Origin of the sequence: Alkalicoccus luteus, assembly GCF_012034335.1 — a bacterium.
GTDB lineage: Bacteria > Bacillota > Bacilli > Bacillales > Salisediminibacteriaceae > Alkalicoccus > Alkalicoccus luteus_A.
Window position 1 is genome coordinate 1 of sequence record NZ_JAATHJ010000025.1, and the last position, 12,560, is coordinate 12,560.

At 49.6% G+C, this 12,560-nt stretch carries 10 protein-coding genes, 14 tRNA genes and 1 rRNA gene; 23 read left to right on the plus strand and 2 right to left on the minus strand.

Features of this window, described 5'->3' with window-relative positions; genetic code table 11:
• Positions 1-12: 12 nt before the first annotated feature.
• From rrf to HCN83_RS13495, 16 genes are all read left to right on the plus strand, one after another.
• Positions 13-129 (plus strand): 5S ribosomal RNA (rrf, locus tag HCN83_RS13420).
• Positions 130-140: 11 nt separating this feature from the next.
• Positions 141-216, plus strand: a tRNA-Ala gene (locus tag HCN83_RS13425).
• A gap of 26 nt (positions 217-242) precedes the next feature.
• A tRNA-Met gene (locus HCN83_RS13430) sits at positions 243-319 on the plus strand.
• 7 nt (positions 320-326) lie between these two features.
• Positions 327-419 (plus strand) — tRNA-Ser (locus HCN83_RS13435).
• A 29-nt stretch (positions 420-448) separates the two neighbouring features.
• A tRNA-Asp gene (locus HCN83_RS13440) sits at positions 449-524 on the plus strand.
• A gap of 11 nt (positions 525-535) precedes the next feature.
• Positions 536-620: transfer RNA gene (locus HCN83_RS13445), tRNA-Tyr, on the plus strand.
• Positions 621-627: 7 nt separating this feature from the next.
• A tRNA-Trp gene (locus tag HCN83_RS13450) sits at positions 628-701 on the plus strand.
• 15 nt (positions 702-716) lie between these two features.
• Positions 717-792 (plus strand) — tRNA-His (locus HCN83_RS13455).
• Between the two features lie 10 nt (positions 793-802).
• Positions 803-877 (plus strand) — tRNA-Gln (locus tag HCN83_RS13460).
• Between the two features lie 16 nt (positions 878-893).
• Positions 894-968, plus strand: a tRNA-Gly gene (locus HCN83_RS13465).
• A 7-nt stretch (positions 969-975) separates the two neighbouring features.
• Positions 976-1,052, plus strand: a tRNA-Arg gene (locus tag HCN83_RS13470).
• 30 nt (positions 1,053-1,082) lie between these two features.
• Positions 1,083-1,156, plus strand: a tRNA-Gly gene (locus tag HCN83_RS13475).
• A gap of 21 nt (positions 1,157-1,177) precedes the next feature.
• Positions 1,178-1,254: transfer RNA gene (locus tag HCN83_RS13480), tRNA-Ile, on the plus strand.
• A 5-nt stretch (positions 1,255-1,259) separates the two neighbouring features.
• A tRNA-Glu gene (locus HCN83_RS13485) sits at positions 1,260-1,334 on the plus strand.
• A gap of 6 nt (positions 1,335-1,340) precedes the next feature.
• Positions 1,341-1,416: transfer RNA gene (locus HCN83_RS13490), tRNA-Lys, on the plus strand.
• A gap of 604 nt (positions 1,417-2,020) precedes the next feature.
• Complete coding sequence (locus tag HCN83_RS13495) at positions 2,021-3,466, plus strand: NADP-dependent glyceraldehyde-3-phosphate dehydrogenase (RefSeq protein WP_168008190.1); 1,446 nt, start codon at positions 2,021-2,023, stop codon at positions 3,464-3,466.
• Positions 3,467-3,526: 60 nt separating this feature from the next.
• On the opposite strand, the gene HCN83_RS13500 is transcribed toward HCN83_RS13495, so the two are convergent.
• Positions 3,527-4,339, minus strand: coding sequence for a DUF6612 family protein (locus tag HCN83_RS13500; RefSeq protein ID WP_168008192.1), 813 nt, complete (start codon positions 4,337-4,339; stop codon positions 3,527-3,529).
• Positions 4,340-4,489: 150 nt separating this feature from the next.
• Here HCN83_RS13500 and HCN83_RS13505 point away from each other — a divergent pair, with 150 nt between their 5' ends.
• The 6 genes from HCN83_RS13505 (at position 4,490) to HCN83_RS13530 (ending at position 9,788) form a co-directional block, all read left to right on the plus strand.
• Complete coding sequence (locus HCN83_RS13505; protein WP_168008193.1) at positions 4,490-4,702, plus strand: PLDc N-terminal domain-containing protein; 213 nt, start codon at positions 4,490-4,492, stop codon at positions 4,700-4,702.
• A 79-nt stretch (positions 4,703-4,781) separates the two neighbouring features.
• The gene (locus HCN83_RS13510) at positions 4,782-5,279 is read left to right on the plus strand and encodes an Lrp/AsnC family transcriptional regulator (protein ID WP_168008195.1); all 498 of its coding nucleotides are present in this window, start codon (positions 4,782-4,784) and stop codon (positions 5,277-5,279) included.
• A complete protein-coding gene (locus HCN83_RS13515; protein ID WP_168008197.1) occupies positions 5,276-6,463 on the plus strand; it encodes an aminotransferase in 1,188 nt (395 codons plus the stop codon). The genes HCN83_RS13510 and HCN83_RS13515 overlap by 4 nt, the downstream gene beginning before the upstream one ends.
• 68 nt (positions 6,464-6,531) lie before the next feature.
• Positions 6,532-6,945: a S1 domain-containing post-transcriptional regulator GSP13 gene (gene yugI / locus HCN83_RS13520; protein ID WP_168008199.1), complete on the plus strand. Its 414-nt coding sequence runs from the start codon at positions 6,532-6,534 to the stop codon at positions 6,943-6,945.
• Between the two features lie 168 nt (positions 6,946-7,113).
• Entirely contained in the window at positions 7,114-8,280 is a 1,167-nt protein-coding gene (locus HCN83_RS13525) for an iron-containing alcohol dehydrogenase (RefSeq protein WP_168008201.1), read from the plus strand.
• Between the two features lie 149 nt (positions 8,281-8,429).
• A complete protein-coding gene (locus tag HCN83_RS13530; RefSeq protein ID WP_168008203.1) occupies positions 8,430-9,788 on the plus strand; it encodes a glucose-6-phosphate isomerase in 1,359 nt (452 codons plus the stop codon).
• 369 nt (positions 9,789-10,157) lie between these two features.
• On the opposite strand, the gene HCN83_RS13535 is transcribed toward HCN83_RS13530, so the two are convergent.
• Positions 10,158-10,784 (minus strand): uridine kinase, encoded by a 627-nt coding sequence (locus HCN83_RS13535; RefSeq protein WP_168008204.1) that lies wholly within the window; start codon positions 10,782-10,784, stop codon positions 10,158-10,160.
• Positions 10,785-10,909: 125 nt separating this feature from the next.
• On the opposite strand from HCN83_RS13535, the gene HCN83_RS13540 reads away from it, so the two are divergent.
• Positions 10,910-12,523 carry a long-chain fatty acid--CoA ligase gene (locus HCN83_RS13540; RefSeq protein ID WP_168008206.1) on the plus strand — a complete coding sequence of 538 codons (1,614 nt, stop codon included), beginning with the start codon at positions 10,910-10,912 and terminating at the stop codon, positions 12,521-12,523.
• The last annotated feature ends 37 nt before the right edge of the window (positions 12,524-12,560 follow it).

The following is a 12,560-nucleotide window of genomic DNA, read 5'->3' on the forward strand; positions in this document are numbered from 1 at the left end:
GTACGCTCACAATCCAGTAGCGACAGCGGTGAGGTCACACCCGTTCCCATGCCGAACACGGAAGTTAAGCTCACCAGCGCCGATGATAGTTGGGGGCTCTCCCCCTGCGAAAGTAGGACGTTGCTGGATCTTTTTTATATGGGGCCTTAGCTCAGCTGGGAGAGCGCCTGCCTTGCACGCAGGAGGTCAGCGGTTCGATCCCGCTAGGCTCCACCATTTTTAATTTGAATACTTATATTTGCGGCGGTGTAGCTCAGCTGGCTAGAGCGTACGGTTCATACCCGTGAGGTCGGGGGTTCGATTCCCTCCGCCGCTACCAATGTTCTGGAGGAGTACCCAAGTCTGGCTGAAGGGATCGGTCTTGAAAACCGACAGGGGTGTCAAAGCCCGCGGGGGTTCGAATCCCTCCTCCTCCGCCATTGATTTTTTCAGTGATTTTTATTATACTGGTCCCGTGGTGTAGCGGTTAACATGCCTGCCTGTCACGCAGGAGATCGCGGGTTCGATTCCCGTCGGGACCGCCATTTTTATACGTGGAGGGGTAGCGAAGTTGGCCAAACGCGGCGGACTGTAAATCCGCTCCTTCGGGTTCGGGAGTTCGAATCTCTCCCCCTCCACCAACTTCACAGGGGTATAGTTTAATGGTAAAACGAAGGTCTCCAAAACCTTTGATGTGGGTTCGATTCCTGCTACCCCTGCCATACATACTTATTAAGGCGGTTGTGGCGAAGTGGTTAACGCACCGGATTGTGATTCCGGCATTCGTGGGTTCAATTCCCATCAACCGCCCCATTTTATATTTAGGGCTATAGCCAAGCGGTAAGGCATCGGATTTTGATTCCGTGATTCGCAGGTTCGAATCCTGCTAGCCCTGCCATTTTTTGATCACATATGCGGGAATAGCTCAGTGGTAGAGCACCACCTTGCCAAGGTGGGGGTCGCGGGTTCGAATCCCGTTTCCCGCTCCAGATATTTGCGCCCGTAGCTCAATTGGATAGAGCGTCTGACTACGGATCAGAAGGTTAGGGGTTCGACTCCTCTCGGGCGCGCCATTTACATTACAATTGGATAGTTTGCCTGATGCGGGTGTAGTTTAGTGGTAAAACCTCAGCCTTCCAAGCTGATGATGTGGGTTCGATTCCCATCACCCGCTCCATTTTTATGTCTTTTTTGGTGGGGGCCTGTAGCTCAGCTGGTTAGAGCGCACGCCTGATAAGCGTGAGGTCGGTGGTTCGAGTCCACTCAGGCCCACCATTTTAGGCCCGTTGGTCAAGTGGTTAAGACACCGCCCTTTCACGGCGGTAACACGGGTTCGAATCCCGTACGGGTCACCATATTCCGAGCCATTAGCTCAGTTGGTAGAGCATCTGACTTTTAATCAGAGGGTCGAAGGTTCGAGTCCTTCATGGCTCACCATGTATTGATATGACAAGTCTTCTGCGCATGCAGAAGGCTTTTTTTCTCGTGTTTCACAGTTAAGTCGGCTGCCGACTGATTTTCATGAGCAGTCTGAAACTGAAGAACAGAAGGTTTTCACCTTCCTCCCAGATTGTTTAAAGTGCAAGCTCAGGCAGCTGGTTTAGATTCGTTCACGCATAGGAGCAAAAGATAGTTGTGGTATCTATTTCGTTGTCTGAAGTAAAAATTTGAGCGATGAACGCTTCAAGATCCGGCTATTTTTCTTCCAAACAGATCGATATGTGAATGGCTTTTACAGAAGAGATAAAATGGCAGATTCACTGACATGTTGCAATTAATGGATGATTATGGATATACAATCCTGAATAGAGAATTGAATCAGCTGATTTAGCTTAAACACAGCAGCAGAAAGAGGTTGAAAGGATTGTAAGCGCATCCAGTTTGTCAGATTTGTTGCCATCTAGTAGATTGTGCTCAAATAAAACACATGCGATTCGTTATTTTCTTGAGCAAAGCACTTGTTTGTAAATGTTTTCACGTGGTTTAATATACAACATTACCTCTTTAGAGGGCTAAACTACGAAACGGAGTGTGAGTAAACATGGCATTACGTCAAGACGATAAAAAGTTTCATACCCTGCTGGATAACAAGTGGGTTGGAAGCAAGAGTGGAGAAACTGTCAAGATTTACTCTCCGGATAATCAGGAAGTGACTGGGGAAATTCCGGCATTAAGCCAGGCTGAGGTAGATGCGGCAGTTGCGAAAACTGCGGATGTACAGCCGAACTGGGAAGCACTTGACGGAACGGAACGATCTGAACTGCTTCACCGCTGGGCTCAGGAGCTTGAAAAAATGACGGATGAAATTGGTGACATGATTCATAAAGAAGTGGGCAAGACGCTCTCTGCAGCGAAGAGCGAGGTAAAGCGTACCGCTCAGCTGATTCGTCACACGGCTGAAGAGGGTCTGCGCACACATGGAAGCTTTATTCAGGGCGATGCCTTTCCTGGTGCCTCAAAGTCGACTAAAGCAATGGTGCAAAAGGTGCCTCACGGTGTGGTGCTTGCGATTGCCCCATTTAACTACCCTGTGAACCTGGCGGCATCTAAAATTGCTCCTGCGCTTATAACAGGAAATACAGTTGTATTTAAGCCTGCTACACAGGGGGCTGTCAGCGGACTGCTGATGGTGGAAGCTCTTGTGAAAGCCGGACTTCCGGAAGGCGTTCTTAACGTTGTAACGGGACGTGGCTCCGTGATTGGTGATTTCGTTGTTACACATCCGAAAATTGACATGATCACCTTTACCGGCGGAACGGCTACCGGACAGCATATCGCCAAGAAGGCGTCCATGATTCCGGTTGTGCTTGAGCTTGGAGGAAAAGACCCTGCGATTGTGCTGCAGGATGCAGACCTTGATAAAGCTGCCAAAGAAATTGTGAGCGGTGCGCTCAGCTATTCCGGTCAGCGCTGCACGGCTATTAAGCGTGTAATGGTTGTAAATGAAGTCGCAGATGAGCTCGTTGCTAAAGTGAAGGAGCGTGTTGCGGCTCTGAAGGTCGGACCATCTTCTGATGATGCGGATATAACACCGATGATCGACCAGAAATCTGCTGACTTTGTCGTATCACTTATCGATGATGCGAAGCAGAAAGGTGCTACTGTCGTTCATGAGGGCATTCAGGACCAAAACCTTCTCGGACCGACGCTTCTTGATAACGTGACAGAGGATATGGAGGTAGCATGGGAAGAGCAGTTTGGACCAGTGCTTCCATTTATCCGTATCTCCAATGAGCTGGAGGCAATTGATCTGGAGCGCCGCAATGCATACGGTCTTCAGGCCAGTATCTTCACAAAGAATCTGGAAAATGCCTTTACGATTGCTGACAAGCTGAATGTTGGTACTGTTCAGGTGAACGGTAAAACGTCACGCGGACCGGATCACTTCCCGTTCCTCGGCGTGAAAAACTCCGGACAGGGCGTTCAAGGTATCGGCCGCAGCATTGATTCCATGCTGCGCGATAAGGTACTCGTTCTGAACCTGTAAAGACAGAAGCGTTAAAAGAGCGGCCGGGAGGTGATCCTCCGGGCCGCTCTTTATGATTTGTTACATTCCGCCCATTCCGGCGTCATCGACTTCTTCTGCGTTGTCGAGTACGTCCTGTGGAATTTCAATTGGGTCTACCTCGTTAAAGTCATACATGTTCATATCCATACTTTGCTGCATGACAGCCTTTTCTCCCATCATTTCCATGGACATCGTAATATCCATTACACCACGGGTTTGATAATACGTGTCTTTATTAATGTGCACGGTATAAGCAAAGTCTTCAAAATCAATGTTTTCCATCATCATCATCATTTCATCGAAGCCGTCAATTCCAGCTCCGCCTGTGCTTTCAAGCAGCTCTTCGGCATCGATTTCCTCACCGGAAAAATGGATCACATACTCATCATCAATTTCTTCCATGTCGACATCCGAAACATAGTCGCGAAGCTGTTCAAGCTGCTGCTCTGGGCTTGTCTGAGCCTCTGCCATGGAGAGCATGTCATTCATGCTGTCGTCCGGAAGCTTCATCCATTCGCCGGTCATCGGATCCTCCATGTAAAAACCATCCTCCGAGTGAAAGTAGGAGTTATAGGCCATCGTATCGTCCATCTCTTCCATTGTCATCGTCGTTTCCTGAAAGAATGCCATTGGATCATTCGTGATATTCATGCTGCTTTCGGCGTGAATGTTCATTGTTTCGCCCTGTGCTTCAATCTGCTGATCGATGATGCTGTCAGCGCGGTAGGAATCCGCTTCCTCCATCGTTTCTGCTGATTGTATGAGAACGTCTTCCGCGCTCTCATCGGTGCCGCACGCTGCCAGCAGTCCGACCGAACCGGCAAAGCAGAGCAATGCTCCAGATTTTTTCATGTCGCTTCATCCTTTCATCGAGTCTGATAGATTAACGTATGAAGAGTTGGAAAAGTTTCATCCGGCTCTGGTTTTTTGAGTAGAAACAAGATACGATAGTGGCGGTTGGTGCCTTCATCATACCATTTATTGAGGAAAAGAGGGAAATTAATGGAAGGAATTGAAGCGGTCAACTGGGAGCTGATTGCCCCGTTTGTCCTGTTGGAGTTCATGCTTACACTCCTGGCGCTGGTACTTTGCATCCGCCAGGACATGACGAAAGAACGCAGGCTTGTCTGGATATTGATTATTATTTTCATTAACTTTCTTGGCCCAATCATTTATTTACTGTTTGGCAGACGCAAGAAAAGTACAACGGATTGATTATTCGAACAATTCAGTCTGAGACCTAGAATGGTTGCACACGCTGGTGTAGAATAGGGACATTGAGGAGGGACTATTCATGACGGATAAAGAAAGGGAACTGCTGCTGTTGATTGAGAAAGAAGGTCGGATGCCGGCAGAAAAATTGGCGAAAATGCTGGATATACAGCTTAATGAAGTGAAACTGATGCTTGAAAATCTGGAGAAGCGAAGCGTTATTCTAGGGTACTCAGCTGTGATTGACTGGACCAAGGCGTCCGGAACGGAAATGGTCACAGCCATGATTGATGTGAAGGTGACACCTAAACGCGGTGTCGGCTTTGACGAAGTGGCTGAACGAATTTACCGGTTTAAAGAAGTAAAGGCATGCTACCTGATGTCAGGTACATATGACCTTTCTGTTGTTCTGGAGGGCAGAACGATGTCGGAGATTGCCAACTTCGTATCTGAAAAACTCTCGACGCTCGACTCCGTCATCTCAACGACGACACATTTTCAGTTGAAAAAATACAAGCACGACGGAATTATGTTTGAAGAGGATGATGATGAAGATCCGCGTATGGTGGTATCGCCATGACGCAGGTTAAAAAACACGAAGCGAAGCTTTCCCGGGCGGTTGAGAGTATTCAGCCATCCGGGATACGCCGTTTTTTCGACATGGCCTCATCGATGGAAAACATCATTTCCCTCGGAGTCGGAGAACCGGATTTTACAACACCGTGGAGCGTCAGGGAAGCAAGCATCCACTCTCTTGAATCAGGAAGGACCTCCTACACGGCAAATGCCGGCCTGATCGAGCTTCGTGAAGCCATCAGTGATTATATGGAGGAGCGCTTCGACGTCAGCTACCGACCGGAGGACGAAGTGATCGTGACGGTCGGAGCGAGTGAAGGAATTGATATTGCGTTGCGGAGCGTGGTTGATCCTGGCGATGACGTGCTGATTGTGGAGCCATGCTTTGTCTCTTATGCACCGCTCGTATCGATGGCAGGTGGACAGCCGATACCCGTTCCCACATTTATGAAGGACGATTTCCAGGTGACGCTTGAGACGCTTCAGGAGAAGATCACGCCAAAGACTAAAGCGATCATGCTTTCGTTTCCGAACAATCCTACCGGAGGGGTAATGGGCAGAGAAGACTTAGAAAAGCTCAGGGACTTTATCATCGAGCATGATCTGGTTGTGCTGTCGGATGAAATTTACGCTGAGCTTTCCTACGATCAGGAGCACGTCAGCACGGCAGCGATCGATGGGTTGAAGGAGAGAACAATTTTAATTTCCGGTTTTTCCAAGTCATTTGCGATGACTGGCTGGCGCGTCGGCTACGTTTGTGCGCCTGCCGCCTATGCAGCTGCGATGCTGAAGATTCATCAGTATGCAATGATGTGTGCTTCAACAATGGCTCAGTATGCAGCGCTTGAAGCGTTAACGAATGGACGCCAGGAAATGGAAGAAATGATTACAAGCTACAGACAGCGCCGGAACTTCTTCGTGAAATCACTGAGGGAGGCAGGCCTTTCCTGTCATACTCCGGGCGGCGCGTTTTATGCGTTTCCTTCGATCAAAGCGTCCGGTCTGAGTTCGGAACAGTTTGCTGAACAGCTGCTGCTCGAACAGCACGTTGCCGTCGTGCCGGGACACGTTTTCGGTGAGGGCGGGGAAGGTCACATCCGTTGTTCCTATGCGGCTTCGATGGCCCAGCTGGAGGAGGCTGTAGACCGGATTGCGGTCTTTATGAACACGATAAAAAAGGAAGGGTAAAGCCCTTTGTTTTTTAACAAAATCCGTGTTATAATTACACAGTTAAAAAATATTTAGGAGTTGTTTTCATGTCAGGTCAATACGAAGTTGGAAGTATCGTTGAAGGAAAAGTTACAGGAATCAAGCCTTTTGGTGCATTTGTTGCACTGGACGAAAAAAAGCAGGGTCTTGTACACATTTCCCACATTGCACACGGTTACGTGAAGGATATCAATGACGAGCTGTCTGTAGGGGACACTGTTAAAGTCAAGATTCTTTCTGTTGATGAAGCTTCTGGTAAAATATCTCTTTCTATTAAAGAGACACAGCCGAAGCCGGAACGTCAAGAGCGTCCACGCCACCAGGGCGGCGGCGGACCAAAGCGCGGCAACAGCCAGCAGAGCCAGCCGCAGGGCTTCAACACGCTGGAAGATAAGCTGAAGGACTGGCTCAAGCAGTCCAACGAAATTCAGGCTGATCTTAACAAGCGCATTAAAAAGTAAGTTCCTGTCTTTTTCTTTAAGGAACGCCGGCTCGTCCGGCACTTCCACCGAAAAAAGCACTGTCTCCGGACGGTGCTTTTTTTGCGTCAGTCAGATTCGTTGCATCTCCAGAATGAATTCGGGATAATGAATGAGTGATCGCAATCAGTTAAAGGAGTGACAGCTGCAATGGAAAACTTTACGTATCAAAATCCGACGAAGCTCATTTTCGGGCAGGGACAGGTACAGGAACAGCTCGCAGATCAGCTCGGAGCTCTCGGTAAAAATGTGATGGTCGTCTATGGTGGCGGAAGTATAAAGAAAAACGGACTTTACGATGAAGTGATGGGAATATTAAACGACAATGGCTTTACCGTGCATGAACTGGCCGGCGTTGAACCGAATCCGCGTGTCGATACGGTTCGTAAAGGGATAGAAAAAGCCCGCAGCAACCAAGTGAATGCTTTGCTTGCTGTAGGAGGCGGCAGCGTAATTGATGCAGTAAAAGCAATGGCGGCCGGCGTTAAATATGACGGCGATGTGTGGGATCTTGTCACGAAGAAGGCGAAGCCGGAAGCGGCACTTCCATTCGGAACAATTTTGACACTCGCTGCCACAGGCTCGGAAATGAACTCCGGTTCGGTTATTACGAACTGGGAAACACACGAGAAGTACGGCTGGGGAAGCCCGCTCGTGTTCCCGGCATTTTCTATACTGGATCCCGGCAACACGCTCAGCGTGCCGAAGGATCAGACGATATACGGCGTGGTTGATATGATGACGCACGTGCTGGAGCAGTACTTTCATCCGCAGGACAATACGCCGCTTCAGGAAAGAATGTGTGAAGCCGTACTTCGCACCGTCATCGACGAAGCACCCGGCCTTGTAAATAATCTGGAGGACCTGCAAAAGCGTGAAACGGTGCTCTATTCCGGTACGATTGCGCTGAACGGCACGCTTCAGATGGGGACCCGCGGAGACTGGGCGTCCCACAATATCGAACACGCCGTCTCAGCTGTGTATGACATTCCGCACGCTGGAGGGCTTGCCATCTTATTCCCGCAGTGGATGCGTCACCATAAGAAGCTTGGGCAGAAGAAGCTTGTTCAGCTGGCTGAACGTGTCTGGGGAATTACCCCGGCAGGCAAGTCGGATGCTGAGCTTGCTGAAGAAGGCATTCAGCGACTGGAGGAGTTTTGGCAGAACCTTGGTGCACCTGCCCGTCTCGCTGATTACGACATTGATGATTCCCGTCTCGAGGACATGGCTGACAAAGCGATGATCAACGGACCGTTCGGGAACTTTAATAAGCTCGAAAAAGATGATGTGCTCGCGATTTTACGCGCCTCGCTATAGTGTTTCAAAAGCCGCTGAATTCATTTTCAGCGGCTTTTCACTGCAAATGACTTGTTGACAGCGGTTACAACCCGGCGGGCGCTTGCAACTTGGCGGCGGTTTTACTAAAGTGTTAAGTGGAAGTAAAAATGAGTATGGAGGAGACTACAATGTCTAAAACCATTTCGTTCGACTATTCAAAAGCAGCAGGGTTTGTCAGCCAGCATGAGCTCGATTTTCAGCAGAATGCCGTTTCTGCAGCTCATAAGGCACTTCATGAAGGTACAGGAGCAGGCAGTGATTTCTTAGGCTGGATGGATCTTCCCGTCAACTATGATAAAGATGAGTTTTCCCGGATTAAGCAGGCAGCCGAAAAAATCAAATCTGATTCCGACGTGCTTCTCGTTATTGGCATCGGAGGCTCGTATCTGGGAGCCCGTGCAGCGATCGAAGCACTGACGCATTCCTTTTACAATGAGCTGAGCGGCGAGAAACGCAAGACGCCGCAGGTATTTTTCGTCGGCAATAACATCAGCTCCACGTATGCCAAGCATCTACTCGATGCGATTCAAGGCATAGACGTATCGATCAACGTCATTTCCAAATCCGGAACGACAACGGAGCCGGCGATTGCCTTCCGTATTTTCAGGGATTATGTCGAGAAGAAGTATGGCGTTGAGGAAGCACGACGCCGCATTTATGCAACGACCGATAAAGAAAAAGGAGCGTTAAAGCAGCTGGCATCGGAAGAAGGCTATGAGTCCTTCATTATTCCGGATGACGTCGGCGGGCGCTTCTCCATTTTAACAGCTGTCGGCCTGCTGCCGATCGCAGCTGCAGGGCTCGATATAGACGCGATGATGCAGGGAGCAGCAGATGCGCGCACGGCTTATGAGAGCGACAGTCTGAAGGAGAATGAAGCTTACCAGTATGCGGCTGTGCGTCAGGCCCTTTATCAGCGAGGCTATTTGATCGAACTGATGGTCAACTACGAGCCTGCGCTTCATTTTACAGGGGAGTGGTGGAAGCAGCTTTACGGAGAGAGTGAAGGAAAAGACGGAAAAGGACTGTTCCCTGCAGCCGCAGACTTCTCAACGGACCTGCATTCCCTCGGCCAGTACGTACAGGACGGCCGGAGAGACTTGTTTGAAACGGTGCTGAACGTCGGTACGCCGCAGGAGGAAATGACGATTGAGCGTGACGAACAGGATCTTGACGGCCTGAATTACTTGTCCGGAAAAACGATGGACTTTGTAAATGATAAAGCGTATGAAGGTACGCTGCTTGCACACCTGGACGGCGGTGTTCCGAACCTGATCATCGACATTCCCGAACTCACAGAATATCACTTCGGCTACCTGCTTTATTTCTTTGAAAAAGCATGTGCCGTGAGTGGCTATCTGCTCGGCGTTAATCCGTTTGATCAGCCGGGTGTAGAAGATTATAAGCGCAACATGTTTGCTCTTCTAGGCAAGCCGGGCTTTGAAGCAGAAAAAGCAAGCCTGGAACAGCGCCTGAAAGATATGTAAATAACGGTTTACCTTGTCCCGTCTGAAGCCAGACGGGACCGTTTTTTTGTAAGCGAAAGCAGCTTTTGGCGAAAAGTTTTGGACGGTTCAGGTAGTGTACTTGGAGCAAAAAAAGCCGCAGCATGTCTGCTCTCTAGTTAACATGTGTGATGGCGAAAGTGTTCAACTATGGAGGCAAAAGCGTTAACCTGCCTCCGAAAAATCATCAACCTCAGCCGCAAATGCGTTAACCTCGCCCGGCAAGTGTTCACGAACATGAACATGAGACTGTTATAACGAAAAAAGCATCATTTGCGGCGGGCAAACATTCAACTTTCGTCTCAACATGTTCAATTCTATCTCGGCCGCGGCCTCCTTGGACGTGCCGGCTTATAAAAGCGGCGCTTCACATGATACGACGAGATCCGCCGCCTGCTCTGGTCGGCACGTCTGGATGTAGTGGGCTTCTGCCGGCCAGTAGCGATGCTCGTATTTAGACAGCCGTTCTTCCGGAGTACCGATATACGCATCGCGGTTCAGGACACGCTGCTGTCGGACAGAGACCGGGCACGTCAGATAAACAATTAAATCAAGCTTGTCCCGCCACTCCGGCCGCTGCAAAAAAATGCCGTCTAATAGAATGACTCCGGCAGGTGGGAGCTGGATTTGCTTGAAAACAATTGCATCTGTTTCCCATTGATAAAAAGGAAGTCTCAGCTGTCGTTTGTTGTCGCGTAAGGGCTCAAACAAAGCAGCGTTCAACTGCGTCACATTCCACTGCAAATACATATATTCATACCAGGATTCGTGACCTGTATGATAGCGGCAGCATCTTGGCGTAATCAGATCGTCCAGGTGAATCACCGTTACAGGAACGCTGTCGCGCCGCAGATAGTCTGCAAGCAAGGAGGCCAGGTGTGATTTTCCGGCACCGGCAAGGCCGTCAATGCCGACTGACAGCCTCTTCTTTCGGCGATTATTTATCTGGTTCATAATAGCTGTCACCTGATCATCCATGCTGTCCCCTCCTCTTATTCCTTTATGTTAAATCAGAACTGACTATTCAGACAACTTGTAGATTTTTGAAAGCGCTTTCTGTTAAGATTGAAATGAACGACTATTCAGTAACGGAGGGATGCTTTATGATGCACGGAGATTTATTAATAACTTCAATGCTTGAAAGGGCGGAGAACTTATTTCCGGAAAAGCAAGTGATTTCTCGAACCGGGGAGAAGGTTCACCGGCTGACGTACCGGGAGATCGGACGACGGACGAGACAGCTTGCGTCAAAACTGCAGAAGTCAGGCTTGCAGAAAGGTCAGAAGGCCGGAACGCTTGCCTGGAACCATCATCGCCACCTGGAGCTGTACTTTGCTCTTCCTGCCGTCGGAGCCGTCGTACATACGATTAATATCCGTCTTTCACCAGAGCATATCGTCTATATCATCAATCACGCAGAAGACGAGCTGTTGTTTGTCGATGCGGATATTCTGCCGCTTGTGGAAGCCGTGTATGAGAAGCTGACGACGGTTAAATCGGTGATTGTAATGACAGACGATCCGCTCCCTGAAACAAAAATAGATTCCGTGTATTCCTATGAAGAGTGGATTGCAGACGGAGATGCGGAATTTCGTTTCCCAGAAGACATTCAAGAAACGGATCCGGCCGGGATGTGCTTTACGTCAGCGACGACGGGAAATCCGAAGGGAGTAGTCTATACCCACCGCTCCACGGTCCTCCACAGCATGAGCCTGTCTCTCGCTGATTCAGCGGCATTGTCGGAGTCGGACACGCTGCTGCCAGTCGTGCCGATGTTCCATGTAAACGCTTGGGGGCTCCCTTATGCTTCAACGTGGATGGGAGCGACACAAGTGCTGCCGGGCCCGCGGTTTACACCTGGACTGCTTGCAGGGATGCTGCAGGACGAAAAGGTCACTGTTACAGCCGGGGTTCCGACCATCTGGCTTGCCTTATTAAAGGAGCTCGATGAAGGGAGCTATGACGTCTCTTCACTGCGGGCTGTTATTTGCGGCGGATCTGCAGCTCCGGCCGGAATGATCCGCACGTTTGAAGAAAAATACGATGTCCCGTTCCTGCACGCATACGGCATGACAGAGACGAGTCCGCTCGTAACCGTTTCAAGATTAAAAAGCCATCAGCAGGAGCTGACTGGAGATGACAGGCTCGCAATCCGTGCGAGACAGGGACTGCCCGTTCCCGGCGTGGAAATGAAAGTCCGCGGGAGCGGCGGGGATGTTGCCTGGGATGATGAGGAAATGGGTGAACTATTGCTGCGCGGACCGTGGATTGCTGATTCCTACTATAAGGATGACCGGTCGGAAGAAACATTCCGCAACGGGTGGCTTCATACAGGTGACGTCTGTACCGTTGACAGGGAAGGTACGATAAAAATTGTCGACCGTACAAAGGATCTGATTAAAAGCGGCGGAGAATGGATTTCCTCTGTCGATCTGGAAAACGAGCTGATGGCACATAAAGATGTTTTTGAAGCCTCCGTTGTTGCCGTACCGGATCCGCAGTGGCAGGAAAGACCGGTCGCGTGTGTCGTGCTGCATGAAGATCGTGAGGAAAATAAAGAAGAGCTGCTGCACCATTTAGAACAGCGATTTGCTAAATGGTGGCTGCCGGATGATGTGCTGTTCATGGAAGACATTCCAAAAACATCAGTTGGAAAATTCCTGAAGCGGGAGCTGCGGGATCAAGTACAGCAGAGATATGAATCGAAGCGCGGATAATTCCTGCATAAGGCTTGCATGATACACTAAAGCTTAC

Excerpts from the sequence above, each read along its gene's own strand:
- HCN83_RS13495 (WP_168008190.1), top strand. The coding sequence starts at position 2,021 with ATGGCATTACGTCAAGACGATAAAAAGTTTCATACCCTGCTGGATAAC.
- HCN83_RS13500 (WP_168008192.1), bottom strand. The coding sequence starts at position 4,339 with ATGAAAAAATCTGGAGCATTGCTCTGCTTTGCCGGTTCGGTCGGACTG.
- HCN83_RS13505 (WP_168008193.1), top strand. The coding sequence starts at position 4,490 with ATGGAAGGAATTGAAGCGGTCAACTGGGAGCTGATTGCCCCGTTTGTC.
- HCN83_RS13510 (WP_168008195.1), top strand. The coding sequence starts at position 4,782 with ATGACGGATAAAGAAAGGGAACTGCTGCTGTTGATTGAGAAAGAAGGT.
- HCN83_RS13515 (WP_168008197.1), top strand. The coding sequence starts at position 5,276 with ATGACGCAGGTTAAAAAACACGAAGCGAAGCTTTCCCGGGCGGTTGAG.
- yugI (WP_168008199.1), top strand. The coding sequence starts at position 6,532 with ATGTCAGGTCAATACGAAGTTGGAAGTATCGTTGAAGGAAAAGTTACA.
- HCN83_RS13525 (WP_168008201.1), top strand. The coding sequence starts at position 7,114 with ATGGAAAACTTTACGTATCAAAATCCGACGAAGCTCATTTTCGGGCAG.
- HCN83_RS13530 (WP_168008203.1), top strand. The coding sequence starts at position 8,430 with ATGTCTAAAACCATTTCGTTCGACTATTCAAAAGCAGCAGGGTTTGTC.
- HCN83_RS13535 (WP_168008204.1), bottom strand. The coding sequence starts at position 10,784 with ATGGATGATCAGGTGACAGCTATTATGAACCAGATAAATAATCGCCGA.
- HCN83_RS13540 (WP_168008206.1), top strand. The coding sequence starts at position 10,910 with ATGATGCACGGAGATTTATTAATAACTTCAATGCTTGAAAGGGCGGAG.